The sequence below is a fragment of the Streptomyces sp. M-16 genome (assembly GCF_052114405.1).
GTDB lineage: Bacteria > Actinomycetota > Actinomycetes > Streptomycetales > Streptomycetaceae > Streptomyces.
Genome location: NZ_JBFRER010000036.1, coordinates 33,981 through 59,495, shown reverse-complemented (window position 1 = coordinate 59,495; position 25,515 = coordinate 33,981). Strand labels below are relative to the sequence as shown.

The window sequence follows — 25,515 nt, the reverse complement described above, 5'->3', positions numbered from 1 at the left end:
CGGACGAGCATCACGCGGGCGGAGTTCTTGTCCCTGGGGGACACCGCTCCGCACGCGGTGCACGTATACGTTCTCTCGGAGAGGGGGAGTGCGTGCTTGGCTCTCGCTCCGCACTGTGCGCAGTCCATGGTGGTGTGCGCGGGGTGGACAAGGTGCACGGTCTTGCCGTGCTTGCGGGCCATCTCGACCAGAGCGGTCTTGGTGGCGCCGATCGCGGCGTCGGCCGCTTTGCGGGCCATGGTGGACTTCGCGAGGAACCGCGGACGGAAGTCTTCGGCGGCGAGGTGGCCGAAGTCCCGGACGACCCGTTTGGCCCACTTGCGGCCGGTGTCCTGCCGCTGCCGGGCGATCTTCTTCGACACCTTCGCCGCAGCCTTGCGGGTCTTCCCGTATCCGCTGGTGCCGGGCCGGTTCTTCGGCGTCTTCCGGCGGGCCATCATCCGCTGGTAGCGGGCCGGCTTCACGGCGGCTGCCTTGCCGTGCCCGGCGTGCGGGAGGTAGTGGTCGTCGGAGGTGGTGGTCGCGGTCTCCCTGACGCCCCAGTCGACGCCGATCACCCGTCCCGTGGCGGGCAGCGGGACGGCGTCGGTGGCGACGACGAACCAGGCGTACCAATGCCCGAGGCTGTCCCGGTAGATCCGCACCGAACTGGGTGCGGACAGAAGATCACGCGACCACACCACCGACAAAGTGATCCCGCCTGCCAGGTGCAGGCGACCGCCTCCCACCCGGAACCCGCGGGTGGTGTGGTTCAGCGACGGCAGCGCCTCGCGCTTGCGCTTGATGCGGGGCATTCCGGCCCGCTGCCTGACGGGCAGCTTCGCCTTGACGTCTTTGAGGGCCTTGGCGCGGGACTTCGCGAAGTCCCGGATGGTCTGCTGCTGAGGAACCGAAGAACCCTCGCGCAGCCGGCCCATCGACCGGCGGGCCCCGGTCAGCATCCTGTCGAGCTGCGCCGGACCGCACGTGATCTTCTCGACGGCAGTCCTGTTGAGCCGGTGGACCTTGCGGGACATCGCCACGCACTCATTCCACACCCAACGGCACCGCGCCCACTCCCCTTCCAGGGCAGCCCGCGCGGCGGACGACACACGGAGCCGGAAGGTGTACGGGCATGCCCGCCACCATCAGCTCCCGATCCTGCCGTCGTCATGCTCCACAGCCTAACGCCCGCCACTGACAACGGAAGAGAGTGCAGGTCAGAGCAAATGTGCAACGAACTCCGCCGCTTCGCGGCTCCGCCCCAAGGACCCATTCCTCCCCGGCTTGAAGGCCGGCGCCTCCTGGGAGAAATCTGGTGAACTCTCCCGCCCCCACGCTGGCCCTCGTCGAGAGCCCGGTCCAGCTGCTCAACGTGCTCGAATGGGCCCACGCCCACACCCAGGCCCACGCCCATGCCCACGCGCATGCCGAGTCCGAGGCCGGGGCCCCCGCCGAGGCCCCCGCGCCCCTGCTGTCCGCCGTCCCCCGCCAGCCCGGTTCCCTCCCCGGCCGCGCCCGCCGCCCGCAGGACGGCCCGCCGCGGCCGGCCGCCGGATGGCTGCGCGTCGTCGTCCTGCCCCCCACTGACCCGATGTCCCGAGGACAGCTGCGCCGGGTCGCCGGAATCGCCCGCGACGAGGGCCACGCCGTGCACTGGCAGGAGGCCCGCGGCGGCTCCGGCAGCCCCGTGGGGGCCCTGACCGCGCTCACCCCGGCCGTGCGCCGGGCCGGGCGGATCGTCGTCGGAGACCCCTTCTCGCGGCTCGTGCAGCTGCTGCTGGTCCCGGCCCGCACCGCCGAACTGGTCGTCGTGGACGACGGCACCGCCACCATGGAGTTCATCGCGCAGCTCGGGCGCGGCGAGCGGCTGCGGCGCTGGCACCGCACCGGCGGCGGGACCCTGTCCCGGGCGCGCGAGCTCGCGTACGCCCCGGTGTCGGGGACGGCGCGACGCCGGCTGACCCCGCGCGGCGGGCGCGTCACGGAGGTCTTCACCTCGATGCCGGTCACCGCGCTGCCCGGGATGCGGCTGCGCGTCAACGACTTCGCCTGGACCCGCTCCCGCTTCGGCCCGCCCCGTCTGACCAAGGGCACCGACCTGGTCGGCACCTCCCTGGTGGAGACCGGGGTCGTCGACCCGGCCCGCTACCTCGACGCGGTCCGCGCCCTGACCCTGGAGCACGGCGTGACCCGCTACTTCGCGCACCGCCGCGAGTCCCCGGAGAAGCTGCGCGCGCTCAGCGGGGCGACCGGGCTGGAGATCGTGCGCCCGGACCTGCCGCTGGAGCTGATCGCCCGGCGCGGCCCGGTCGGCCGTACGATCGTCAGCTTCCCGTCCACCGTCGTCCACACGCTGCCGTTCGCGCTGACCGGGACTGGCGTGACGGTGGCCGTATGCGATATCGACCCCGCCTGGCTCACCGCCGCCGCCTCGCCGAGGGCCCGCAGCTTCCTCGCGGGCGTCACCGAAACCGCCCGTGATGTGCGCAGACTCCCCGCTCAGGCAGCGCCCGCGGCCGGATGAGCGCGCGAGTTTACCCCCGGCAGCATACGGTCATGCGTCCAGAGGCCGGGTTTCTTTCCCCTAACGGCATGAACTTTTGGTGATCTCCGGCCAGTTGACCCATCCGTGCGCCTACCCTTCAACGGGTGAACCAGTTGATGTCCCGCGAGTCCCAGACCGCCCTGCCCGGCACGCCCGACCGGCCCGAGCTGCCCGGCAAGCTTCCGGACCACCTGCGTGCCGAACTGATCGCCTTCCGACGGGACTTGCACATGCATCCCGAGCTAGGACACCAGGAGTTCCGCACCACGGCGGCGATCAAGGCCCGGCTGGAAAAAGCCGGCCTGCGCCCACGCGTGCTGAAGTCCGGTACGGGGCTGATCTGTGACGTCGGGACCCGGGACGGGGGGCGGCCGATGCTGGCCCTGCGCGCGGACATCGACGCCCTGCCGATTCCGGACGCCAAGACGCACGTCGCGTACCGCTCCACCGTTCCGGACCGTGCCCACGCCTGCGGGCACGACGTGCACACGGCCGTCGTCCTCGGCGCGGGCCTGGTGCTCGCCGAGCTCGACCGCCAGGGGCTGCTGCCCCGCCCGGTGCGGTTGCTGTTCCAGCCCGCCGAGGAGGTGCTGCCGGGCGGCGCGAGCGAGGCCATCGAGTCCGGGGTGCTGGACGGGGTGGGGCGGATCGTCGCGGTCCACTGCGACCCGCGCGTCGACGCGGGCCGGATCGGTCTGCGGACCGGAGCGATCACCTCTGCCTGCGACCGGCTGGAGGTCAGCCTCTCCGGCCCGGGCGGTCACACCGCCCGCCCGCACCTGACCACCGACCTGGTGACGGCCGCCGCCCGCCTCGCCGTCGACGTCCCCGCCCTGCTGACCCGGCGCATGGACGCCCGCTCGGGCATGTCGGTCACCTGGGGCCGGATCGAGGCGGGGCACGCCTGCAACGTCATCCCGATGCAGGCGGAGCTGTCCGGCACCGTCCGCTGCCTGGACCTGAACGCCTGGTACGAGGCCCCCGACATGATCCACGCGGCGATCGACGAGGTCGCCACGATGCACGGGGCGAAGTTCGAGATCAACCACGTGCGCGGGGTCCCCCCGGTGGTCAACGACCCGGTCGTCACCGAACTGCTCCGGGAGGCGATGGCGGCCCGCTGCGGCGCCGGGTCGATCGAGGACACCGAGCAGAGCCTCGGCGGCGAGGACTTCTCCTGGTACCTGGAGCACGTCCCCGGCGCCATGGCCCGCCTCGGCGTCCGCAGGCCCGGCGACACCACCAAGCGAGACCTGCACCGGGGCGACTTCGACGTCGACGAGAGCGCGATCGGCGTCGGCGTGGAGTTCTTCACCGCCGCCGCACTGCTCGACGGCTGCCGCGCGGGCGTGGCCGGTTAGCGCACGCGCGGCAAAGCGGGGGCAAAGCCCGTACCCCGATCCGTTCTAGGCCGGTGGAGCTGTCCAGCCCTTGGTACACAAGGGCTGGACAGCTGTCGAGTTACCGATCGGTCACTGTCCGGTTCGCGACGATCCGATAACGACTCATGAACGGGCCTTTAACTGACATCTACGCGCGTTACGATCGCCGCTAAACCAGCGCCGGTCGTGGCGCTTCGGTCAGGTTTTGAAGGAGCCTCCCCTTGCGCCGGATCACCAGGATCGCCACCGTGGGCATCGCGTCCGCGGCGCTGGCCCTCTCGGCCACCGCCTGTGGCGGAAAGAAGTCCTCGGACGCCTCGTCGTCGTCCTCCTCCTCGTCCTCGGAGACGAAGAGCGCCGGCGCCGCCATCGCCTACGACGTCGGTGGCCGCGGCGACCAGTCGTTCAACGACGCCGCCTACGCGGGCCTGGAGAAGGCCGCGAAGGACCTCAAGGTCAAGACCGCCGAGGCGGAGCCCACCGAGGGCGAGAGCGAGGCCGACAAGGTCCAGCGCCTCACCGAGCTGGCGCGCAAGGGCAACAACCCGGTCATCGGCGTCGGTTTCTCCTACGCCCCGGCCATCGAGAAGGTCGCGAAGAAGTTCCCGAACACCACGTTCGGCATCATCGACGACACCTCGAAGACCGGCACGAACATCGCCAACCTGGTCTTCAACGAGGAGCAGGGCTCCTACCTGGCCGGCGTCGCCGCCGCCAAGGCGTCGAAGTCCGGCACGGTCGGCTTCATCGGCGGCGTCGAGGTTCCGCTGATCAAGAAGTTCCAGGCGGGCTTCGAGCAGGGCGTCAAGGACACCAACCCGAACGCCAAGGTGCTGTCGGCCTACCTGACGCAGCCGCCGGACTTCTCGGGCTTCGCCAAGCCCGACCTCGGCAAGGCCACCGCCAAGGGCCAGCTCGACGGCGGCGCCGACGTGATCTACGCCGCCGCCGGTCTCGCGGGCTCGGGCGCCATCGAGGCCGCCTCCACCGCGGGCAAGTGGGCCATCGGTGTCGACTCCGACCAGTACAACCAGCCCGGTCTGGCGAAGTACAAGGACCACATCCTGACCTCGGTCACCAAGGACGTGTCCCTCTCGGTCTACGACCTGATCAAGTCGGTCAAGGACGGCAAGCCGGAGTCCGGCGAGGTCCGTTACGGCCTGGACAAGAACGGTGTCGGCCTGGCCGACTCCAACCCGAAGTACAAGGAAATGACGGACGTCACCGCCGCGGTGGAGAAGGCCAAGGCCGACATCATCGCGAAGAAGATCACCGTCAAGACCGCGCCGTAAGGCTCATGTCTGACGCGTAGTCGTGGTCCCCGGGGTCCGGAAGCGGTCAACCCGCTCCCGGACCCCGAACCACGTCTTCGCCCCCAGTCCGTGCGAACTTGTGGCCAGTTGGCCGCAAGTTTTCACTTTCGACAGTGCTACGCGCGTAGAGGCATCGTGGACGCGATACCTTCTCTCCCCCGCCCTGTCCCCCCTGCCAACTTGGCTTTCCAGCTCCTTCCGCGCCAAGGAGAGTGCGTCATCAACGCGTCCAGCCCCCCTCTCGCCGTAGAACTGCACGGCATCACCAAGCGTTTCCCCGGCGTCGTCGCCAACAAGGACATCGCCATCTCCGTCCGCAAGGGCACGGTCCACGCCCTCATCGGTGAGAACGGTGCCGGCAAGTCGACCCTGATGAAGATCCTCTACGGCATGCAGAAGCCGGACGAGGGCACCATCGCCATCGACGGGGAGCAGGTCTCCTTCAACAACCCGGGCGAGGCCATCGCCCGCGGCATCGGCATGGTCCACCAGCACTTCATGCTGGCCGACAACCTCACCGTGCTGGAGAACGTCGTCCTCGGCGGCGAGAAGCTCTACGGCATCGGCGCCAAGGCCCGCAAGAAGATCATGGAGATCTCGGACGCGTACGGCCTCGGCGCGCGCCCCGACGCCCTGATCGAGGACCTCGGTGTCGCCGACCGCCAGCGCGTGGAGATCCTCAAGGTCCTCTACCGCGGCGCGAAGACCCTCATCCTCGACGAGCCCACCGCCGTGCTCGTGCCGCAGGAAGTGGACGCGCTCTTCGACAACCTGCGCGAGCTCAAGGCCGAGGGCCTGACCGTCATCTTCATCTCGCACAAGCTGGGCGAGGTGCTGAAGGTCGCCGACGACATCACCGTCATCCGCCGCGGCACCACGGTCGGCACCGCCGACCCGAAGACGGCGACGACCAAGCAGCTCGCCGAGCTGATGGTCGGCACCGAGCTGCCCTCGCCGGAGACCCGCGAGTCCACGGTGACCACGACCCCGATGCTCAAGGTCGAGAGCCTGACCATCGCCGAGTCCGGCACCGTCACCACCCCCGAGACCTCCACGCCGGTCCTGGGCGACTCCGACACCGACCTGCGCGAGGCCCCGGTCGCCGGCCGCCTCCTGCTCGACGGGATCTGCTTCACCATCCACAAGGGCGAGATCCTCGGCATCGCCGGCGTCGAGGGCAACGGCCAGACGGAGCTGATCGAGGCCCTCATGGGCATGATCACCCCCGACGCGGGCGTCATCACCCTCGACGGCGCCGACATCACCAAGATGCCGGTCCGCAAGCGCCGCGAGGGCGGCATCGGTTACATCCCCGAGGACCGCCACCGGCACGGTCTGCTCCTGGAGTCCCCCCTCTGGGAGAACCGCATCCTCGGCCACGTCACCGAGAAGCCGAACTCCAAGGGCGGCATCCTCGACCCGAAGGCCGCCCGCAAGGACACCGAGCGGATCGTGCGCGAGTACGACGTCCGCACCCCGGGCATCGACGTCACGGCGGCCTCCCTGTCCGGCGGCAACCAGCAGAAGCTGATCGTCGGCCGCGAGATGAGCCACAACCCGAAGTTCCTGATCGCCGCGCACCCCACTCGTGGTGTGGACGTCGGAGCGCAGGCGCAGATCTGGGACGCCATCCGCGAGGCCCGTCGCGAGGGCCTGGCCGTGCTGCTGATCTCGGCCGACCTGGACGAGCTGATCGGCCTGTCCGACACCCTGCGCGTCATCTACCGCGGTCGCCTGGTCGCGGACGCCGACCCGGCGACGATCACCCCCGAGGAGCTCGGCACCRCCATGACCGGCGCCGCCGGCGGGCACCTCGAAGCCCAAAACGACAACTCCGCCGGGGTCGACGGCGACACCACGGAGGACGAGGCCCGATGAAGAAATTCGACAAGGACCGGCTGCTCCTGGCGGCGGCCGGACCGGTGCTCGCGCTGGTCAGCGCCCTGCTGCTGACCATGATCGTGCTGGCCGCTTCGGGCGTGGACCCGATCGACCCGCTGCGGATCATGATCGAGCAGGCGAGCTACGAGGACATCCAGGTCCTGATCATCAATCAGGCCGGCATCTACTTCCTGGCAGCCCTGGCCGTCGCCATCGGCTTCCGGATGAACCTCTTCAACATCGGCGTCGACGGCCAGTACCGCCTCGCCGCGATGGTCTCCGCCGTGGTCGGTGCCTCGGTCTCGCTGCCCGGGCCGCTGCACGTCCTGCTGATCGTGCTCGTCGCCATGGCGACCGGCGCCTTCTGGTCCGGTATCGCGGGCATCCTCAAGGCCCGCCGCGGCGTGAGCGAGGTCGTCTCCACGATCATGCTCAACGCCATTGCGACCTCGCTGATCGCCTGGCTGATCCTGCCGAAGAACCTCGGCGTGCAGCCGGCCGGCTCGAACGACCTGACCACCGGCGACATCCCGGAGTCCGGCTGGTTCCCGGCCCTGTCCCTGCCCGGCGGCGACATCTACGGCTTCACCTTCGTCGCCTTCGTGCTCGGCGTCGTCTACTGGTTCGTGCTCAACCGGACCCGCTTCGGCTTCGACCTGCGCGCCTCCGGCGCCAGCGAGTCCGCCGCGCAGGCCTCCGGCGTCGAGCCCAAGAAGATGATCATGACTGCGATGCTCATCTCGGGCGCGGTCGCCGGTCTGACCGGCATGCCGCTGCTGCTGGGCGAGTCGCACACGTACAACCTGTCCTTCCCGCTGGGTGTCGGCTTCACCGGCATCACCGTCGCTCTGCTCGGCCGCAACAACCCGATCGGCATCTTCTTCTCGGCCTTCCTGATCGCCTTCATCGACAAGGCGTCCGCCGGTCTCGACACCGAGGGGTACGCCAAGGAGATCGGCACGATCATGCAGGGCCTGATCGTGATCGCGGTCGTCGTCAGCTACGAGCTCGTCCGCCGCTACGGCATCCGCCGCCAGCAGCAGAAGGTCGGCGAAGAGCTGGCCGCCGGCCACGCCCTCAAGACCGACAACAAGGAGGTCGCGGCGTGAGCACCAGCACCGTTTCCGCGACGAGCGCCGCGCCCAAGAAGGGCGGCGGCCGCCGCAAGCTCACCCTGCCCTGGATCCTGCTGATGATCGCGGCAGGCCTCGCACTGGTCTCGGTCGTCCGGCTGATCTCCGGAGCCAACGACCTGACCTCCGTCGGCCAGGTCTCCGGCGCCCTCCAGCTCGCGGTGCCGATCGCCCTCGCGGGCCTCGGCGGCCTGTGGGCCGAGCGCGCGGGCGTGGTCAACATCGGCCTCGAAGGCATGATGATCCTCGGCACCTGGTTCGGCGCCTGGGCCGGCTACCAGTGGGGTCCGTGGACCGGTGTCCTCGTCGGCATCATCGGCGGTGCGATCGGCGGCCTGTTGCACGCGATCATCACCGTGACCTTCAACGTGAACCACATCGTCTCCGGTGTGGCGATCAACATCCTGGCCGTCGGCTTCACCCAGTACCTGTCGAACTTCACCTTCGACAAGACCCCGGGCGGCTCCTCCAAGCAGTCCCCGCGCATCGATCCGATCACCGAGATCACGATCCCGGGGCTCTCGGACTGGATGGCGACGCTCCAGGGCAAGCACTGGTTCCTGATCTCGGACGCCGCCGGCCTCGTCGGCGGTCTGGTCACCAACCTCTCGCTGCTGACGGTCGTCGCGGTGCTCCTGGTCCCCGCCACCTGGTGGGTGCTGTGGCGCACCGCCTTCGGCCTGCGACTGCGCTCCTGCGGTGAGAACCCGATCGCCGCGGAGTCCCTCGGCGTCAACGTCTACAAGTACAAGTACATCGCGGTGATCGTCTCCGGCGCGATGGCCGGACTCGGCGGCGCCTTCCTCGCGATCGTCTCCACCGGCATCTACCAGGAGGGCCAGACCGGCGGCCGCGGCTACATCGGTCTCGCCGCGATGATCTTCGGTAACTGGATGCCGGGCGGCATGGCCCTGGGCTCGGGCCTCTTCGGCTTCACCTACAGCCTCCGCCTGCGCGGCGGTGCCGAGAACGTCCACGCGATGCTGCTGCTCCTGGCGATCCTGCTGGTGCTCGTCGTCGTCTGGCAGCTGTACAAGAAGAAGCACGTCCAGGCCGCCATCGCGGCGGTCTGCGCCGGCGGGCTCTTCCTCTGGTACGCGCTCACCGACCAGGTGCCGAGCCAGTTCGTCGACGCCGCCCCGTACCTGACCACGCTGCTCGTGCTCGCCCTGTCGGCGCAGCGCCTGCGCATGCCCAAGGCGGACGGCATGCCGTACCGCAAGGGCCAGGGCAAGTGACCGCGGAGCACGCGGTGGACTGGGAAGCCCTGCGGGCCGCCGCCCGGGACGCGATGACCCGGGCGTACGCCCCCTACTCGGGCTTCCCGGTCGGGGTGGCCGCGCTGGTCGACGACGGCCGGGTCGTGACCGGCTGCAACGTCGAGAACGCCAGCTACGGACTCGGCCTGTGCGCCGAGTGCGGTCTGGTCTCCTCCCTCCAGGCCACCGGCGGCGGCCGTCTCACCCACTTCACGTGCGTGGACGGCAAGGGCGCGAGCCTCGTCCCCTGCGGGCGCTGCCGCCAGCTGCTCTACGAGTTCGGCGGCCCGGACCTGCTGGTGGACACGCCCGACGGGATCCTCCCGCTGAGCGCGATGCTGCCGCAGGCCTTCGGGCCCGACCACCTGAGATAGCCGTGCCGACGGCCCTCCGCCCCTGCCGGGCGGAGGGCCGTCCCGCTTCCTCCGGGCCGGTCGGTTCCCCCGGAGGCCCCCTTGAATTCCCCTGAACCCCCTCCCTCATCTCTATGCGCGTAGAAGGAAGTCACCTCATGGACGTCATCTCCGTCATCCGGACCAAGCGGGACCGCGGTGAGCTGAGCCCCGAGCAGATCGACTGGGTCATCGACGCCTACACCCGCGGGGTCGTCGCCGACGAGCAGATGTCCGCGCTGGCCATGGCCATCCTGCTGAACGGCATGAACCGGGCCGAGATCGCCCGCTGGACCGCCGCGATGATCGCTTCCGGCGAGCGGATGAACTTCGACTCCCTCTCCCGCCCCACCGCCGACAAGCACTCCACCGGCGGCGTCGGCGACAAGATCACCCTCCCGCTGGCCCCGCTCGTCGCCGCCTGCGGCGCGGCCGTGCCGCAGCTCTCCGGCCGCGGCCTGGGCCACACCGGCGGCACCCTGGACAAGCTGGAGTCCATCCCGGGCTGGCGGGCGCTGCTCTCCAACGAGGAGATGCTGAACGTCCTCGACACCACCGGCGCAGTCATCTGCGCGGCGGGCGACGGCCTGGCCCCCGCCGACAAGAAGCTGTACGCCCTGCGCGACGTCACCGGCACCGTCGAGGCCATCCCGCTGATCGCCTCCTCGATCATGTCGAAGAAGATCGCCGAGGGTACGGGCTCGCTCGTCCTGGACGTCAAGGTCGGCACCGGCGCGTTCATGAAGAACATCGAGGACGCCCGCGAGCTGGCCTCCACCATGGTGGCCCTCGGCACCGACAGCGGCGTCAAGACGATCGCCCTGCTCACCGACATGTCCACCCCGCTGGGCCTGACCGCGGGCAACGCCCTGGAGATCCGCGAGTCCGTCGAGGTCCTGGCCGGCGGCGGCCCCTCCGACGTGGTCGAGCTGACGCTGGCCCTGGCCCGCGAGATGCTGGACGCCGCGGGCATCAAGGACGCCGACCCGGCGAAGGCCCTGGCCGACGGCTCCGCGATGGACGTGTGGCGCCGGATGATCTCCGCCCAGGGCGGCGACCCGGACGCCGCCCTGCCGGTGGCCCGCGAGCAGCACGTGGTCACCGCCTCGGCCTCGGGCGTCCTGACCCGCCTCGACGCGTACGCCGTGGGCGTCGGCGCCTGGCGACTGGGCGCGGGCCGCGCCCGCAAGGAGGACCCGGTCCAGGCCGGCGCGGGCATCGAGCTGCACGCGAAGCCGGGCGACACGGTCACCGCGGGCCAGCCGCTGATGACCCTGCACACGGACACCCCGGAGAAGTTCGAGTACGCCCTGGCCTCCCTGGAGGGCTCCTACGACGTCGCCCCGGCGGGCACGGCCTTCTCGGCCACGCCGATCGTGCTGGACCGCATCGCCTGACCTGCGGTTTCCCATTCGGGTGAACGGGACCGGTGGACCCCCGCCGGTCCCGTTCGGCATGCTGGGACCGGTGACGAACCGATTGAGGAGCACACCATGAGTGCACTCGCAGTCGAGCACCAGCCCCCGAGCGGTGACGACTGGGATTCGGTCGTCCAGCTCTGGGAGGAGATGGGCGTGCCGAAGGGCTGCAAGGTGGAGATCATCGAGGGGATCGTCACCGTGGCACCACCGCCTGCCAACGACCACAACCTGATCGCGGAACTGGTGCAGAGGCGCCTGTACACGGCGATCCCCGACGACTGGGGAGTCTTCCAGAGCCTCAATCTGGCCGTCCCGAGCCATGGCGGCCTCTACATCCCGGACCTCGCGGTCGTACCGAGGGACGCAGTTCCGAGGGGAGAGAACTTCGCTCCCGCGGCCGTCGCCCAGCTCGTCGTCGAGATCACCTCGAAGTCGAACGCCGTCAACGACCGCGTCGCCAAACTCAAGGGATACGCCGCGGCGGGCGTCCCCCTCTACCTCCTCATCGACCCTCACGCGACCGGCAGCCCCACCCTGCACCTCTACGGCGAGCCCGGCGACGGGAAGTACCGGGTCCTTTCGGCGTGCAAGTTCGGCGAGGCCATGCACGTGCCCGAGCCGTTCGACCTGGCCCTCGACACCTTTTCCTTCCCCCGACCGTAGGGCGCCGGCTCAGCCGATGAGTTCGGGCGGAGCCAGGGGTCTGCCTCACATGGAGATCAGAACCCTGGGCCTACGGGGTCCGGAGCCGGATACCGACGAGTTGTGCGCGCACGTGCGCGAGCTGTGCGGGGACGGGCCCGAGGCGGTGGTGTGCGACGCGAGGGGAGTCGCCGCACCCACTCTCGTGACCGTCCAGGCTCTGGCGCGGGCCGCCCTGACCGCCCGGCGACTCGGCGTTCCCTTCCGGGTGCGGGCCGCGCCCTCGCTACGCGCCCTGCTGGACCTCGTAGGACTCGTCCAGCTCCTCGGGGAGCCCGAAGAGCGGGAACCAGCGGGCGGTGTCGAGGAAGGCGTTGAGCCCGACGATCTTCCCGTCTGAGATCTCCAGGACCTGGAGCGCCCACGGAGCGTGCCCCTTCCCCGAGGCCGCCGGCCGGTACTGGCCGAAGGCCGGCATGCCGTTCGCCGTGGTGGGGACGAGACGGGAGCCCTTGCAGCCGATGCCCTGGTTCAGGTGCCACGCCGCGATGTCGGCGTGGCCCCGGAGCCACAGGTCGAACGGCGGCATCGACAGCACCGCGTCCTCGTGCAGCAGGGCCGTCAGCCGCGTGATGTCGTAGGCCTCGAAGGCGGACAGGTACCGGCCCAGCAGCTCCGCCTGGTCCGCGTCCAGCGGGTCGGCCGCCTCGCTCTGGCGCGGGGGCCGGCCCGCCAGGGTGGCCCGGGCCCGCTGGAGGGCGCTGTTCACCGAGGCCACCGTGGTCTCCAGGAGCTGCGCGACCTCGTCCGCCTTCCAGGCCAGCACCTCCCGCAGGATCAGCACGGCCCGCTGTTTGGCCGGCAGGTGCTGGAGGGCGGCGACGAAGGCCAGCCGGACGGACTCCTTGGCCAGCGCCAGCTCGGCCGGGTCGGCGGTCTGCGGCAGCACCCGCCCGTCGGGCACCGGCTCCAGCCAGGTCACCTCGGGCCGCTCGTTGAGCACGGCGGAGGCCTGGTGCTGCGGGGCGCCGAAGTCCATGGGACGGGCCCGCTTGCTGCCCGCGTTCAGCAGGTCCAGGCAGACGTTGGTGGCGATCCGGTAGAGCCAGGACCGCAGCGAGGAGCGGCCCTCGAACTTCTCGTACGCCCGCCAGGCACGGATGTACGTGTCCTGCACCGCGTCCTCGGCGTCGAAGGCCGAACCGAGCATCCGGTAGCAGTACCCGGTCAGTTCGACGCGGTAACGGTCCATCGCGGCGTCGAGGTCCGGCGGTGTCGTCGCGAGGTCGGTCATGGTGTCGCCCCCAGGTAGTTCCGTCTCCGACGGAAACTACCCGAGGGGTCCGACAACGGCAGCCGGGAGCGAGGGGGAGTGTCAGGTGCCGGGCTTGCGCCCGTACACGAAGACGTCCTCGCCGTTGCCCAGCATGTTCCAGTACGCCTTGGCGTCGGCCGTCGTCATGTTCACGCAGCCGCCGGAACCCGGCGGGTTCCACATGCTCTTGGTCACCGAGTGGAAGGCGATCCCGCCGTCGAAGAACTGCGCGTACGGCATCGAGACGTTGTAGATCGTGGACCAGTGGTCGATGGACCGGTAGTAGATCTTCTTCAGGCCGGTCCGCGTCGGGGTCTCCGCCTTGCCGGTGCGCACCGGCACCGGCCCGTACTTCAGCGCCGCGCCGTCCTGGATCCAGCTGAGCTGCCGGGTCAGGTCCACGCAGGCGATCCGGCCCAGGTTGGTGGGACAGGTCCCGGCCGCGTTCGGGTTCTTGCCCGCCGCGCGCTGCGCGAGCATCGTGTCCATCGTCTGCCAGGTCAGCGGGCCCGCGTACCCCATCGTGGGGGTGATCCCGTGGGTGGCCTGGAAGGACTGGACCGCCGCGCAGTCGGCCGCCGACTGCACCCCGTCCACCGGCCGCCCCAGGAACTGCTCCACCTGACGCTGGTAGGGCCCGGTGGTCACGTTGCACGAGGCGGTGGCGGCGGCCTGGGCCGGCCCGCCCCCCGTCAGCACCACCGGTACCGCGAGGGCCAGCGCCCCGCCGAACACCACCGCGGCACGCCGCTTCGCGCGCACCCGTATCCCCGCCATCGGGTCCTCCCCTGCCCTCGCCCCGGGCGTTCGGGGGCCCCATGCCCCGGAAACACGGCGAGTCGCAAGGCGAGCGTAGGGTCTGGGGCCGCTTTCGTCAGGAGGTCCGGCAAAGGGAGATGTGCAGATCGGACGGCCGTTCGCCGGCCGCCCGATCCGTGTCCGATCCGCTGTCGGTCCGCCGGTTCAGGCCGGTCCCCGTCGGTCCCCGTCGGTCCCCGCCGGTCAGCGGGCCGCCGCGGCCGGAGCCGCGAGCCGCCGTCCGCGCGCCCGCTCCACCCGGGCCGCGTGGGACCCGTAGAGGGTGATCGACGCGACGCCCACCACCGCCAGCAGCGCGATGCCGACCGTGGCCGCCCAGCCCGAGGCGTGGTAGGCCAGCGCGCCCAGGGTGCCGCCCGCGCTGGAGCCCAGGTAGTACGCGGACTGGTAGAGCGCGGAGGCCTGCGCCCGGCCCGACTTCGCCGTCCGGCTCACCGCCGCCGAGGCCACGGCGTGCCCGGCGAAGAAGCCCGACGTGATCAGCACCAGCCCCGCCAGGATCGAGGCGAGGGAGTCGGCCAGCGACAGCAGCAGACCCAGCGCGGTCGTGGTCACCGCCAGGTACAGCGCCCCGCGCCGCCCCGTACGGGCCACCAGCTGGCCGGCCGCGGCCGACGAGGCCGTACCCACCAGGTAGACGAGGAACACCGAGCCGACGACACCCTGCGGCAACGAGAAGGGCTCGTCCACCAGCCGGTAGCCGATGACCGTGTACACCGCCCCGAAGACGGTCATGAACAGCGCGCCGATCCCGTAGAGCCGCAGCAGCAGCGGATCGCGCAGGTGCACGGCGACGGTACGTCCCACCGCGCGCGGGTTCAGGGAGGCCGGCCGGAAGAACCGCGCCCGGGGCAGCAGCACCAGGAAGGCCGCCGCGCAGGCCAGCGCCATCAGACCGACGGCCAGCAGACCGGCCCGCCAGCCCCACAGCTGCGCGGCCCAGCCGGTCACGATGCGGCCGCTCATGCCGCCGATGGAGTTGCCCGCCACGAACAGGCCGATCGCCCCGACCAGGGCCTTCGGCTTGACCTCCTCCGCGAGGTACGCCATCGCGGAGGCCGGGATCCCGGCGATCGCCGCACCCTGCACCGCGCGCAGCGCCACCAGCCACTCCAGGTTCGGCGCGAAGGGGACGAGGAGTCCGACGCCGACGGCGATCACCATCGACCAGGTCATCATCCGGGTCCGCCCGAACCGTTCGGACAGCGCGCTGAGCGGCAGGACGAACAGGGCGAGCGCGCCGGTGGCCGCCGACACCGTCCAGCTGGCCTGACCGGCCGTCACGCCGAAGCCGGCGGAGACCGCGGGCAGCAGCGCCTGGGTGGAGTAGAGGAGGGCGAAGGTCGCCAGTCCGGCGGCGAAGAGCGCGAGGCTCATCCGGCGGTAGCCGGGGCGGCCGGGGGAGTGGGCTTCGGGCTGCGGGAACGACGCGGTGGAGGCACCCGAGGTGACGGGTGCCCCGGTATGAGCGGGAGGCATACGTCGAAGGTAGGCCCCTGTTTTTCATGCGTCCAATGCACGAATTCGCGATAATCGATCCACTCGCGCATCACCACAGCTCAGGGGCGTACATGTCAACGAACCGTTACGAAGAAGACATGGCCGTGACACGCCTGCTGGCCCCGCGCCTCGCGTACTTCGCCGCCGTCGCCCGGCACGAGCACGTCACCCGCGCCGCGCACGAGCTGGGCGTCCCGCAGTCCACCCTGTCGAGGGCGATGGTCCGCCTCGAACAGGACCTGGGCGTCACGCTGTTCGCCCGCAAGGGCCGCACCGTCGCCCTCACCACGGCCGGCCGCACCTTCCTCGCCTCCGCCGAACGGGCCCTGGACGGCATCGCCCACGCGGCCGGCTCCGTCCAGGAGGACGCCGACCCGTCCTTCGGGAAGGTCGCCTTCGGCTTCCTGCACACCCTGGGCCCCGAGACCGTGCCCGGCCTGATCCGCGCCTTCCGGGCCGACCACCCGCGCGTACGGTTCTCCCTCGTCCAGAACTACGGCGAGGCCATGCTGGAGAAGCTCCGGGCCGGGGAGCTCGACCTCTGCCTGACCTCGCCCCTGCCCGACGCCCCCGACCTGGTGGCCCGCCGGCTCGACGAACAGCGGCTGCGCCTGGTGGTCCCGGACGACCACCGCCTCGCGGTGCGCAAGCGGATCCGGCTCGCCGAGGCCGCGGAGGAAACCTTCGTCACCCTGGAGGCGGGCTACGGCCTGCGGCGCATCACCGACGACCTGTGCGCGGAGGCGGGCTTCACCCCCAAGGTGGCCTTCGAGGGCGAGGAGGCCGAGACCCTGCGCGGCCTCGTCGCGGCGGGCCTGGGCGTGGCCCTGCTGCCGCCGCCCGCCGTGCCCCGGCCCGGGGTGGTGGAGCTGACGGTGACGGCGCCGCGCGCGGTGCGCCAGATCGGCGTCGCCTGGCTGGACGGCCACCCCGACACCCCGCCGGTGGCGGAGTTCAAGCGCTTCCTGCTGTCCCGCCGGGGGCGCCTGATCCCCGAACTGGAACCGCCCGCCTAGCCGGCCGCGTTCAGTACGGCAGCCCGATCAGCCCCCAGCCGCGCTCCCCGGCCCCCGTGACCACCTCACCCCACTCGCGCAGGAGCGCGCCGGTGACGTCGAAGGTGCCGAGCCAGGCCGGCCGGTGGTCGGCCGTGGCGGCGAAGGGCTCCCGGAGCTCCTCCAGCCGGGGCGCGGCCGCCTCCCAGGCACGGGCCAGCGCCGCCACCTCGTCCGGCGAACCGAGCACGAGCACCTCGGGGCGCCACGGTGCCGGGTCGCCCGGGAAGCCGGGGGCGGGCCGGGGCCCGTCGTCCGGTTCCGCTCCCGCCCACCGGTCCGGGCCGTACCAGAACAGGCCGCCCAGGAAACGGTCGAGGGCCTCCCGCAGCGCGGGCGCGGCCGCCGGGCGCAGGTCCTCCCAGGCCTCGGCCAACTGGAAGTGCCAGGCGTACGTACCGGTGGTCCCGAAGAACCGGTACTCGGCGCACCACGGCGTCCCCCGCTGCCACACCCAGCCGCCCGGCACGGCGCGGTCGGCCTCCTCGCAGCGGTCGCAGCAGAAGTCCGGGCACACGGCGTCGGTCAGGGCGTCCAGGCGCGCGGCGGCCGGTATCCGGGCCAGGTGTTCCCAGTCGGCCGTGACCACGGTGATGTCCAGTCCCATCGCCGCAGGCTAACAGCGCTCCTGACGGCCCGGCGGCCCGCCGCAGAGCACGTGCCCCTCCTGCGCGCGGCCCGCCGCAGAGCACGTGCCCCTCCTGCGCGCGGCACCCGGCGCCGAGGACCCGCGGGTTCGGGCGGTCGCCGTCAGCGGAGGGGTTCGCCGGTTCCGGGGTCCTGGTCGGGGCGGTGGTCCGCGGCCGCCGCCGAGAGCAGGTACCCGGCCTGGAAGCGGGACTTGGCGCCCACCGCCCGCATGATCTCCGCGATGTGCCGCTGGCACGTCCGCTCCGACATCCCCAGCCGGCGCGCGATCACCTTGTCCTCCAGCCCCTCCGACAGCAGCCGCACGATCGTCTGCCGCAGCTCGTCCGAGATCGACCGGGCCGCCTCCGGACTCACCGTCGTGGCGAACGGCTGCGCTCCCAGCCAGGACCGCTCGAAGGCGGCCGTCATGAAGTGGACGACGCTCGGCTCCCGGACCACCAGCGCCGCCCCCGTCCGGTCCGGCACCGCCATCAGCCCCGTCCGCGCGTCGAAGATCAGCATCCGCATCAGCCCGTCGCCCAGCGTCCGCACCTGCGCGCCCAGCGCCGTCACCCGCTCGACGTACGCCGCCGTCGGCCGTGAGTAGCGCGCCGTGTGCTGGTAGATCGTCCGCATCCGCACCCCGCGGGCCAGCAGCGACTCGTCCCGCCCGACCGCCTCCTCCAGGGTTTCCTGCGGCCGCCCGCCGCCCGGCTGGGAGGTCAGCAGTTCCCGCTCGCACCCCGCCGCCAGCTCCGTGATCAGCCCGCGCACCGCCCCCAGGTCCGTCACCAGCTCCAGCCGGCCCGCCCCGCTCAGGTCCCGGTGCGCGGCCCCCGCCTCGTACGCGGGCACCAGCGCCTCCAGCCGTCCGCGCAGCCGGTCCATCTCGTCGTGGGTCTCCCGTACGAGCAGCGCGAGCGGGGCCAGCGCGCGGGCTGCCGCGGCCCGGGGCGCCACCGCGGTCCACCGCTCCGGACCCGTCCCCGGGGCCCGCTGGAGCAGGTGCCCGGCGGCCAGCTCGGTGATCGCGGCACCCGCGCGGACGCCGAGGGCCGAGGTGGCCTCGGCGGCGGTGAAGGCCGGCCGTTCCACCGCGTAGGCGTAGAGGCGTCGCGCGGCGGGGCTCAGATCGCCCCCGCCCCCCGCCCGGTCGACTTCCTCGGCATCCACTGGCATATGCCTATTCGTCCCTGTGTGTATCCGTTTATAAACCCCTCGTGTTCCCGCAAGGCGGCAACTCGACGCCTGAAAGGGCGACTCAGGCATATGCCGGACCGGCACAGTGGGGGCACGGCGTGACGGGGGGAGCGCGGTATGCGGCAGCAGGGGACGACCACCGGACCACGGCACAGACCCGTGGCGGTCCTGCTCGGCCCGTGTCCCGCCGAGGTGGCCGCCGCCCGCCGTGCGGGCGCGCGCACCGTGGTGGTCGCGCCGGATCCATCGGTGCCATCCGACCGTGAGGGGGCGGAGCGGCGGGTACGGACGGACTGGCGCGACCACCCCCGTCTGGTCGGGGCCGTCGCCCGGCTGGCGGAGGTCGGCCACGGCAGGGCCCGCGTCTTCGGCTTCGGCCCCGCCACGGCCCTGGCCGCCGCCCGCGCCAACGAGGCCCTCGGCCTGCCCGGCACCCCGGCCTCCGCCGTCACGGCCCTCATGGACAAGTCCACCCTGCGCGCCCGCGCCAACACCCTCCACCCCGCCCGGCCCGTCTCCTTCGCCCGCTGCGGCCGGGCCGCCCTGATCCCCTTCCTCACCACCCTCATCGGCTACCCCTGCGTCATCAAGCCCCGAGCCGGCGCCCACGGCGAAGGCGTGCTCGTCGTCCACGACGAGGCCGGCGCGCGGGCCGCCGCCCCGCACTACCCCGAGGTCACCGACCTGCTGGTGGAGGAGTTCCTGGAAGGCCCCGAACTCGCCGTCCAGACCCTCTCCCGGCAGGGCCGCCACCGCGTCCTCGGCTGGACCAGGAGCCTGCCCACCCCCACCCCCGACCCCGGCCCRCCCGCCCACGCCCCCACCGCCGCCGGGCACGACGCGCCCGTGGCCCTCGACCCCGCCACCGCCGAAGCCGTACGGGCCCTCGTGCGCGGCGTGCTCGACCTGGCCGGCCACCGCGACGGCCCCTCCCACACCGAGGTCGTCCTCACCGCCCGCGGCCCCCGCCTGATCGAGACGCACCCCCACCCCGGCGCCGAGGAGGTCACCCAGCTGCTGCGCCTCGCGCACGGCACCGACGTACTCGCCCACGCCCTCACCGCCGGCCTCGGCCTGCCCGCGCCCGTCCGCAAACCGCCCGCCACCGCCCACGCGGGCCTGCGCTACGTCGACTTCCCGCCCGGCGGCGGCCCGGCCGGGGCCGCCGACGCCCTCGCCGCCGCCCGCGCCCTCCCCGGAGTGGTGCGCGTCCAGCTCCAGGTCCCGCCGGACGCCACCGTCCGCCGGGCCCCCACCGGCGCCCACCACCACGCGTACGTCCTCGCCACCGGTCCGACCCGCCCCGCCCTCACCCGCAGCCTGGACCGGGCCACCGCCCTCCTCCACGCCCCCGCCCCGGCCCCGCGCACCGGCTAGACCCCGCCCCACACACCGAATCCACGCGGGATTCACCTCCCCCGGCCACCCTGGGGACATGGCGATGACCCGACGTGATCTGCTGGCGGCCGCCTCGGCCGCCCCGCACGTCCCCGCCGCCGTCACCGGCACGGGCACCGGCACCGGGGGAGCCCCCACGACCAGGACCCTGCGCGGCACCATCCCCGCGGGCGCCCCGGACTTCGTCGAAGTCCCCCTGGACGTCCCCGCCGGCGTAAGCGAGTTGCACGTCTCCTACACCTACGAGAAGCCCCCGGTGCCGCCCGGCACCCCCGGCAACGCCCTCGACATCGGCATCTTCGACCCGCGCGGCACCGCCCTCGGCGGCCACGGCTTCCGCGGCTGGTCCGGCGGCGCCCGCGCGGAGTTCTTCCTGCGCACCGACGGCGCCACCCCCGGCTACCTGCCCGGCCCCATCGACGCCGGCCGCTGGCACCTGCTCCTCGGCCCGTACACGGTGGCCCCGCAAGGGCTCCCGTACGAGATCACCGCGACGTTCTCCTACGGACCCGCCGCCCCCGGGGCCCCGCGCCGCTACCCGCCGCAGCGGGCCCGGGGCCGCGGCCGCGCCTGGTACCGCGGCGACTGCCACGTCCACTCCGTGCACTCCGACGGGCGCCGCACCCCGGCCGAGATAGCCGCCCTAGCCCGCGCCGCCGGCCTGGACTTCATCAACTCCTCCGACCACAACACCCACTCCGCGCACACCGCCTGGGCCGACGTCGTCCCCCCGGAGCTCCTCGTCCTCACCGGTGAGGAGGTCACCACCCGCACCGGCCACGTCCTGGCCGTCGGCACCGACCCCGGCACCTTCGTCGACTGGCGCTACCGGGCCCGCGACGACCGCTTCGGCCGGTTCGCCCGTACGATCCGGGGCGCCGGCGGCCTCGTCGTGCCCGCGCACCCGCACGCCACCTGCATCGGCTGCGCCTGGAAGTTCGGCTTCGGCGAGGCCGACGCGGTCGAGGTCTGGAACGGCCCCTGGACCCCGGACGACGAGGTCGCGCTGGCCTCCTGGGACGCCACCCTGCGCGGCGCCCGCGGCGAGCGCTGGCTCCCGGCCGTCGCGGGCAGCGACCACCACCGCGACCCGGACCGGGTCGGCACCCCGCAGACCGTCGTCCTGGCCGACGACCTCACCCGCGACGCGGTCCTCGCGGGCCTGCGCTCCGGCCGGTCCTACGCCGCGGAGTCCGACCGCGTCACCGTCTCCTTCGACGCCGTGACCCCCCGCGGCGCCCACGCCGGCATCGGCGGGCGCCTGTCCACCCCCGACCCGGACACGGACGTGCTCGTACGGCTCTCGGTGACCGGCTCCGCCGCCGAGGGCTGCGAGCTGCGGCTGGTGACCGACCAAGGCGTGGTCCTCACCGCGGCGGCCGACGCGGCCGACGCGGTGCCCGCCCCGGTGGAGTGGCACACCACGCCGGCGCGCTCGGCCTACGTGCGGGCGGAGGTCCGCCATCCCGCGGGCGCCCCGCCGCTGCCGGGCGCCCCGGCGGCGCTCACCAATCCGGTCTTCCTCGACGGGCGACCCGACCGACCCGGCAGGTGATCCGGCGGGCGCCCCGGCGGGTGACGGATCAGGACGCGGGCTTCGCGAAGCTCCCGTAGCCCGTCCAGTCCAGGACGACACAGGGGTCGTCCCCCAGCACCCAGGCGTCGTGTCCGGGCGCGATCTGCAGGAAGTCACCGGTGCCGTACTCGCCGCTCTCCCCGTCGTCCATGACGACCTGGATGCGGCCGCTCACCACGTACCCGGTGTGCGCGGCCTCGCAGCTGTCGGTGCCCGCCAGCGGCTTGACGTGCTCGGACCACTTCCAGCCCGGCTCGAACACGGCCCGCCCCACGGGCCCGTCGGCGGTCTGGAGGAGGTCCAGCCTGCCCTTTCCGCCCTCGAACGGCCGCGTCTCGTCGGCGCTGTCGAAGCTTCTGCGCACCAGTCCGGCCATGGGTCATCGCCTCCCGCAAGGCACCCCGAGCCACCCCGAGTCCACTCCTCACTCTACGCTCGCGCCGCCCGTCCGACAGCGGAGCCTCAGCCCCGCAGGGACCGCCCGAATCCCGAGGCCAGCGGCATCCGCAGCCCCAGCGGAGGCGGCGCGGCCAGGGCATCGGTCACCGGCCGCGAGTACCGCCCGGAGAACATCGACCCGAGGACGAAGTCGACGCAGAGCGCCACCACTTCCGCCTGGTGGTCCCGCAACCCGTGGCCGTCGGAGTGCACTTCGAACCGGCAGGTAGAACGATTCGCCTTCTTGGCCCGCGCCGCCAGCCGGAAGGAGGCCTCCGGGTCGCTGCGCGCGTCGTTCGTGCCGTGCACGATCAGCACGTGGCGGCCCGCGAGCTGTTTCACCGGTTCAGGGGAGGCCTCGCGCGCGGCCTCCGTCAGCCAAGGGGCGAGCGCCAGCACCGAGTTGACGGCATCGTGCCCCGCCTCCCGCAGGGCCGCCCCGCCGCCCGCGGAGTAGCCGGCCAGGCACACGGGGACGTCCCCGTAGAGCCGTACCGCCTCGTCCACCGCCCACCGCGCGGCCTCCTCCCGGGAGCCCGCGCCGTGCGCCACGGTGTGCGCGACCAGCCCGTCCCGTCCGCCCGCCCGGGCCAGTGCCCGCGCGAGCGGACGCACCGGACCGGGGGAGAATCTGGACGCTCCGGGAAGCAGGAGGACCACACCACTGACCGTCGAACCCGAGCCGTTCGCGCCGGCCGCCCGCCCCAGACGGGCCCCGCGCGCCGGCGGCGCATGCTGTGCCATGGCGGAACAGTCTCAGACTGACAGGTGTACGCCACCCGTCCGTACGGTCTCTGTTACATATCGACCCCCTGCGCCAACCGGCGCTCTACGCGCGTAGGAGCTAGAGTGCGCAGATGACGAGCGAGACCCCCAACCTGCCCACCCCGGATCAGATCCGCCGCTCCCCGAAGGTGCTCCTGCACGACCACCTCGACGGTGGGCTGCGCCCCGGGACCATCATCGAGCTGGCCCGCGAGGTCGGCTACGAGAACCTTCCCGAGACCGATGCCGACAAGCTGGGCATCTGGTTCCGCGAAGCCGCCGACTCCGGCTCCCTCCCGCGCTACCTGGAGACCTTCGCGCACACCTGCGCGGTCATGCAGACCAAGGAGGCCCTGTTCCGGGTCGCCGCGGAGTGCGCCGAGGACCTGGCCGAGGACGGCGTCGTGTACGCCGAGATCCGCTACGCCCCGGAGCAGCACCTGGAAGCCGGCCTGACCCTCGAAGAGGTCGTCGAGGCGGTCAACCACGGCTTCCGCGAGGGCGAGCGCCGCGCCAAGGCCAACGGCCACCGCATCCGCGTCGGGGCGCTGCTGACGGCCATGCGGCACGCGGCCCGCGCGCTGGAGATCGCCGAACTGGCCAACCGCTACCGCGACAACGGCGTGGTCGGCTTCGACATCGCCGGTGCCGAGGCCGGGTTCCCCCCCACCCGTCACCTCGACGCGTTCGAGTACCTCAAGCGCGAGAACAACCACTTCACGATCCACGCGGGCGAGGCCTTCGGCCTGCCGTCGATCTGGCAGGCCCTGCAGTGGTGCGGCGCCGACCGGCTCGGCCACGGCGTGAAGATCATCGACGACATCGAGGTCGCCGAGGACGGCTCGGTGAAGCTGGGCCGCCTGGCCTCGTACGTCCGGGACAAGCGCATCCCCCTGGAGATGTGCCCGAGCTCGAACCTGCAGACGGCCGCGGCCGCCTCGTACGCCGAGCACCCGATCGGTCTGCTGCGCAAGCTGCACTTCCGTCTGACGGTCAACACCGACAACCGGCTGATGAGCGGCACCAGCATGAGCCGCGAGTTCGAGCACCTGGTCGAGGCCTTCGGCTACTCGCTCGACGACATGCAGTGGTTCACCGTCAATGCGATGAAGTCCGCGTTCATTCCTTTCGATGAACGACTGGCGATGATCAACGACGTGATCAAGCCGGGCTATGCGGAGCTGAAGTCCGAGTGGCTGTTCCGTCAGACCGCTTCGACCAGCGGAACCGTATCGGCCTAGGCCACGGGATAACGCACGGAAAGCGCCTGGGAGCACCAGCTCCCGGGCGCTTTCTCATATTGACTGATGTTTGCGGCCGGGGGTTTGAAGTGACTAGCTTGCGGAGCCGCTCAATTCCCCGTCGCAAGGACAATTCATGAAGCTGTCAGCTGCCAAGTCCCTCGGTCTCGCTGTCGTCGGAGCCGCCCTCGCCGCGGGCGCTGCCGGTACCGCCTCCGCCGCCGGGCTGCCGGCCGCCAACCTGACGGACGCCCTCGGCACCGTCACGGGGGCCACCAGCTCGCTCACGAACCAGACCGAGCACGGCCAGGACGGTCAGCAGTCTTCCGACCCGACCGCCCCGGTCACCAACCTGCTCGGCGGCCTGGCCCCGGCCACCGGCGCCCTGAACGGCCTCGGCGGCTGACGCTGCCGCGATGCGCACGCGCGTGCGGCGGACGCACACCCCCTCGAACGGGTGTGTACTCCGCCGCGCGGTGTGCCACGATCGCCACCAACTGCCCGCCGACGCACGGGGTATGAGGTCTAGGTCATGCGCATGAAGGCACGAGCGACGATGGTCGCACTGGTTCCCTGCCTGCTCCTCGCGGCGGTGGGGTGCAGTGGATCACCGGCCCCCGCAGCGGGCAAGTCCCCGGACCCGAAGGGTTCCGCGGCGGCCCCCGCCCCGGGTGCCTCCGGCGCCCCGGCCGTCTCCGCCGCGCCCAAGGCGAAGGACGCCACCCTGGAGGCGGCCGCCCTCCAGCAGGGCGACCTGGCCGGTTATCAGATCTCCGCGCAGGGCAAGAACCCGAACGCCCCCGACGGCCAGCCGCAGGCGGACAAGAAGGCCTGCCAGCCCCTCGCCGACGTCATGGGCGACAAGCCGGACCCGGCGGCGCACGAGACCGTCAACCGCGGCGTCGGCTCGCAGAAGCAGGCCGGGCTCGCGGTCTCCGCCTCCGTCAGCTCCTACGGCGAGAGCGACGCCAAGCGGGTCCTCTCCCGGCTGCGCGAGGCCGTTGCGGCCTGCGGCGCGGGCTTCACCGCCACCGTCCAGAAGCAGACCGGCAGCTACCGCGACGTGAAGGCGACCCCCTACAAGGCCGATGGCGACGAGAGCGTCAGCTGGACCACGACGGCCGCCGCCGCGGGCGTCTCGGCGCAGGTCCACCTGGTCGTCGTGCGCGAGGGGGACCGGGTCGTGCGTCTGATGGCCCTCAACGTGGCCTCCGCCGACAAGAAGGTGCTGGTCCCGCAGGAAGTGGCCGACAAGCAGCTGGAGAAGGTCCGCAAGGCGCGCTGAGCGCCGCTGGGATTCCGCTCGGATTCCGTTGGGATTCCGTTCGGATTCCTCCCGGGCCCGCCGGGGACCGGGGCGGGACCACCCCGGCGGCCGGGGCCGCCGCGGCCCGGACTACCAGGCGGTCCGCGCCGAACCGGTGGCGGAAGAGGACTTCTCGTTCGGCATGAGCAGCCACAGCGCCAGGTAGATCAGGAACTGCGGGCCGGGCAGCAGGCACGAGAGCACGAAAATGATGCGCATCGTCCGCGTCTTGATTCCGAAGCGGCGCGCGAGGCCGGCGCAGACGCCACCGATCATCCGTCCGTCACGGGGGCGGGTCATCGCGCTCATGGTCTGTCTCCTT

24 protein-coding genes are annotated in these 25,515 nt (G+C 72.2%); 15 read left to right on the top strand and 9 right to left on the bottom strand.

The window, feature by feature from the left end; all coding sequences use genetic code 11:
• On the bottom strand, positions 1-1,091 hold a 1,091-nt coding region (locus AB4039_RS18890; RefSeq protein WP_442271246.1), incomplete at its 3' end, for an RNA-guided endonuclease InsQ/TnpB family protein.
• A 206-nt stretch (positions 1,092-1,297) separates the two neighbouring features.
• Here AB4039_RS18890 and AB4039_RS18885 point away from each other — a divergent pair.
• The 9 genes from AB4039_RS18885 (at position 1,298) to AB4039_RS18845 (ending at position 11,971) form a co-directional block, all read left to right on the top strand.
• A complete protein-coding gene (locus AB4039_RS18885; protein WP_442271245.1) occupies positions 1,298-2,506 on the top strand; it encodes a hypothetical protein in 1,209 nt (402 codons plus the stop codon).
• Between the two features lie 137 nt (positions 2,507-2,643).
• Positions 2,644-3,888, top strand: coding sequence for an amidohydrolase (locus AB4039_RS18880; protein WP_266841821.1), 1,245 nt, complete (start codon positions 2,644-2,646; stop codon positions 3,886-3,888).
• A 242-nt stretch (positions 3,889-4,130) separates the two neighbouring features.
• Positions 4,131-5,201 carry a BMP family ABC transporter substrate-binding protein gene (locus AB4039_RS18875; RefSeq protein WP_266841310.1) on the top strand — a complete coding sequence of 357 codons (1,071 nt, stop codon included), beginning with the start codon at positions 4,131-4,133 and terminating at the stop codon, positions 5,199-5,201.
• A 201-nt stretch (positions 5,202-5,402) separates the two neighbouring features.
• Positions 5,403-7,100 carry an ABC transporter ATP-binding protein gene (locus AB4039_RS18870; RefSeq protein WP_442271244.1) on the top strand — a complete coding sequence of 566 codons (1,698 nt, stop codon included), beginning with the start codon at positions 5,403-5,405 and terminating at the stop codon, positions 7,098-7,100.
• Positions 7,097-8,212 (top strand): ABC transporter permease, encoded by a 1,116-nt coding sequence (locus AB4039_RS18865; RefSeq protein WP_266841313.1) that lies wholly within the window; start codon positions 7,097-7,099, stop codon positions 8,210-8,212. The genes AB4039_RS18870 and AB4039_RS18865 overlap by 4 nt, the downstream gene beginning before the upstream one ends.
• Entirely contained in the window at positions 8,209-9,474 is a 1,266-nt protein-coding gene (locus AB4039_RS18860) for an ABC transporter permease (RefSeq protein WP_266841314.1), read from the top strand. The genes AB4039_RS18865 and AB4039_RS18860 overlap by 4 nt, the downstream gene beginning before the upstream one ends.
• Entirely contained in the window at positions 9,471-9,869 is a 399-nt protein-coding gene (locus AB4039_RS18855) for a cytidine deaminase (protein ID WP_266841315.1), read from the top strand. The genes AB4039_RS18860 and AB4039_RS18855 overlap by 4 nt, the downstream gene beginning before the upstream one ends.
• A gap of 137 nt (positions 9,870-10,006) precedes the next feature.
• Positions 10,007-11,284, top strand: coding sequence for a thymidine phosphorylase (locus AB4039_RS18850; protein WP_030231066.1), 1,278 nt, complete (start codon positions 10,007-10,009; stop codon positions 11,282-11,284).
• A 96-nt stretch (positions 11,285-11,380) separates the two neighbouring features.
• A complete protein-coding gene (locus tag AB4039_RS18845) occupies positions 11,381-11,971 on the top strand; it encodes a Uma2 family endonuclease (protein ID WP_266841318.1) in 591 nt (196 codons plus the stop codon).
• A gap of 265 nt (positions 11,972-12,236) precedes the next feature.
• Here the strand turns inward: AB4039_RS18845 and AB4039_RS18840 are convergent, their stop codons facing one another.
• The 3 genes from AB4039_RS18840 to AB4039_RS18830 form a co-directional block, all read right to left on the bottom strand.
• A complete protein-coding gene (locus tag AB4039_RS18840) occupies positions 12,237-13,244 on the bottom strand; it encodes a sigma-70 family RNA polymerase sigma factor (RefSeq protein ID WP_442271243.1) in 1,008 nt (335 codons plus the stop codon).
• Between the two features lie 81 nt (positions 13,245-13,325).
• Positions 13,326-14,042 (bottom strand): L,D-transpeptidase family protein, encoded by a 717-nt coding sequence (locus AB4039_RS18835; protein ID WP_442271242.1) that lies wholly within the window; start codon positions 14,040-14,042, stop codon positions 13,326-13,328.
• A 225-nt stretch (positions 14,043-14,267) separates the two neighbouring features.
• Positions 14,268-15,563 carry an MFS transporter gene (locus tag AB4039_RS18830; RefSeq protein ID WP_266841322.1) on the bottom strand — a complete coding sequence of 432 codons (1,296 nt, stop codon included), beginning with the start codon at positions 15,561-15,563 and terminating at the stop codon, positions 14,268-14,270.
• A 119-nt stretch (positions 15,564-15,682) separates the two neighbouring features.
• Between AB4039_RS18830 and AB4039_RS18825 the strand changes: the two genes are divergently transcribed.
• Positions 15,683-16,600, top strand: coding sequence for a LysR family transcriptional regulator (locus AB4039_RS18825; protein ID WP_266841323.1), 918 nt, complete (start codon positions 15,683-15,685; stop codon positions 16,598-16,600).
• Positions 16,601-16,610: 10 nt separating this feature from the next.
• Here the strand turns inward: AB4039_RS18825 and AB4039_RS18820 are convergent, their stop codons facing one another.
• The gene (locus AB4039_RS18820; RefSeq protein ID WP_266841324.1) at positions 16,611-17,246 is read right to left on the bottom strand and encodes a hypothetical protein; all 636 of its coding nucleotides are present in this window, start codon (positions 17,244-17,246) and stop codon (positions 16,611-16,613) included.
• Positions 17,247-17,389: 143 nt separating this feature from the next.
• The gene (locus AB4039_RS18815; protein WP_266841325.1) at positions 17,390-18,442 is read right to left on the bottom strand and encodes a helix-turn-helix domain-containing protein; all 1,053 of its coding nucleotides are present in this window, start codon (positions 18,440-18,442) and stop codon (positions 17,390-17,392) included.
• A 144-nt stretch (positions 18,443-18,586) separates the two neighbouring features.
• Between AB4039_RS18815 and AB4039_RS18810 the strand changes: the two genes are divergently transcribed.
• Together AB4039_RS18810 and AB4039_RS18805 are read left to right on the top strand one after the other, a co-directional pair.
• Positions 18,587-19,846 (top strand): ATP-grasp domain-containing protein, encoded by a 1,260-nt coding sequence (locus AB4039_RS18810; RefSeq protein WP_266841327.1) that lies wholly within the window; start codon positions 18,587-18,589, stop codon positions 19,844-19,846.
• 58 nt (positions 19,847-19,904) lie between these two features.
• Positions 19,905-21,422, top strand: a complete 1,518-nt coding sequence (locus tag AB4039_RS18805; protein ID WP_442271241.1) for a CehA/McbA family metallohydrolase — start codon at positions 19,905-19,907, stop codon at positions 21,420-21,422.
• Positions 21,423-21,450: 28 nt separating this feature from the next.
• Here AB4039_RS18805 and AB4039_RS18800 read toward each other — a convergent pair whose 3' ends face one another.
• The gene (locus AB4039_RS18800) at positions 21,451-21,819 is read right to left on the bottom strand and encodes a cupin domain-containing protein (protein WP_266841330.1); all 369 of its coding nucleotides are present in this window, start codon (positions 21,817-21,819) and stop codon (positions 21,451-21,453) included.
• 86 nt (positions 21,820-21,905) lie between these two features.
• Entirely contained in the window at positions 21,906-22,625 is a 720-nt protein-coding gene (locus tag AB4039_RS18795) for an alpha/beta hydrolase (protein WP_266841331.1), read from the bottom strand.
• Between the two features lie 113 nt (positions 22,626-22,738).
• On the opposite strand from AB4039_RS18795, the gene AB4039_RS18790 reads away from it, so the two are divergent.
• The 3 genes from AB4039_RS18790 to AB4039_RS18780 all read left to right on the top strand — a co-directional run bounded on the left by AB4039_RS18790 (position 22,739) and on the right by AB4039_RS18780 (position 25,172).
• The gene (locus AB4039_RS18790; RefSeq protein WP_266841332.1) at positions 22,739-23,887 is read left to right on the top strand and encodes an adenosine deaminase; all 1,149 of its coding nucleotides are present in this window, start codon (positions 22,739-22,741) and stop codon (positions 23,885-23,887) included.
• 136 nt (positions 23,888-24,023) lie between these two features.
• Positions 24,024-24,293, top strand: a complete 270-nt coding sequence (locus AB4039_RS18785; protein ID WP_266841333.1) for a hypothetical protein — start codon at positions 24,024-24,026, stop codon at positions 24,291-24,293.
• Positions 24,294-24,425: 132 nt separating this feature from the next.
• Positions 24,426-25,172: a hypothetical protein gene (locus AB4039_RS18780; RefSeq protein ID WP_266841334.1), complete on the top strand. Its 747-nt coding sequence runs from the start codon at positions 24,426-24,428 to the stop codon at positions 25,170-25,172.
• Between the two features lie 111 nt (positions 25,173-25,283).
• On the opposite strand, the gene AB4039_RS18775 is transcribed toward AB4039_RS18780, so the two are convergent.
• On the bottom strand, positions 25,284-25,502 hold the full coding sequence (locus AB4039_RS18775) for a PspC domain-containing protein (RefSeq protein WP_266841335.1): 219 nt from the start codon (positions 25,500-25,502) through the stop codon (positions 25,284-25,286).
• Positions 25,503-25,515: the final 13 nt, after the last annotated feature.

Coding starts and splice junctions, on each gene's coding strand:
- AB4039_RS18880 (WP_266841821.1), top strand. CDS start 2,644: ATGTCCCGCGAGTCCCAGACCGCCCTGCCCGGCACGCCCGACCGGCCC.
- AB4039_RS18865 (WP_266841313.1), top strand. CDS start 7,097: ATGAAGAAATTCGACAAGGACCGGCTGCTCCTGGCGGCGGCCGGACCG.
- AB4039_RS18850 (WP_030231066.1), top strand. CDS start 10,007: ATGGACGTCATCTCCGTCATCCGGACCAAGCGGGACCGCGGTGAGCTG.
- AB4039_RS18845 (WP_266841318.1), top strand. CDS start 11,381: ATGAGTGCACTCGCAGTCGAGCACCAGCCCCCGAGCGGTGACGACTGG.
- AB4039_RS18840 (WP_442271243.1), bottom strand. CDS start 13,244: ATGACCGACCTCGCGACGACACCGCCGGACCTCGACGCCGCGATGGAC.
- AB4039_RS18835 (WP_442271242.1), bottom strand. CDS start 14,042: ATGGCGGGGATACGGGTGCGCGCGAAGCGGCGTGCCGCGGTGGTGTTC.
- AB4039_RS18830 (WP_266841322.1), bottom strand. CDS start 15,563: ATGCCTCCCGCTCATACCGGGGCACCCGTCACCTCGGGTGCCTCCACC.
- AB4039_RS18825 (WP_266841323.1), top strand. CDS start 15,683: ATGGCCGTGACACGCCTGCTGGCCCCGCGCCTCGCGTACTTCGCCGCC.
- AB4039_RS18820 (WP_266841324.1), bottom strand. CDS start 17,246: ATGGGACTGGACATCACCGTGGTCACGGCCGACTGGGAACACCTGGCC.
- AB4039_RS18805 (WP_442271241.1), top strand. CDS start 19,905: ATGGCGATGACCCGACGTGATCTGCTGGCGGCCGCCTCGGCCGCCCCG.
- AB4039_RS18800 (WP_266841330.1), bottom strand. CDS start 21,819: ATGGCCGGACTGGTGCGCAGAAGCTTCGACAGCGCCGACGAGACGCGG.
- AB4039_RS18795 (WP_266841331.1), bottom strand. CDS start 22,625: ATGGCACAGCATGCGCCGCCGGCGCGCGGGGCCCGTCTGGGGCGGGCG.
- AB4039_RS18790 (WP_266841332.1), top strand. CDS start 22,739: ATGACGAGCGAGACCCCCAACCTGCCCACCCCGGATCAGATCCGCCGC.
- AB4039_RS18785 (WP_266841333.1), top strand. CDS start 24,024: ATGAAGCTGTCAGCTGCCAAGTCCCTCGGTCTCGCTGTCGTCGGAGCC.
- AB4039_RS18780 (WP_266841334.1), top strand. CDS start 24,426: ATGAAGGCACGAGCGACGATGGTCGCACTGGTTCCCTGCCTGCTCCTC.
- AB4039_RS18775 (WP_266841335.1), bottom strand. CDS start 25,502: ATGAGCGCGATGACCCGCCCCCGTGACGGACGGATGATCGGTGGCGTC.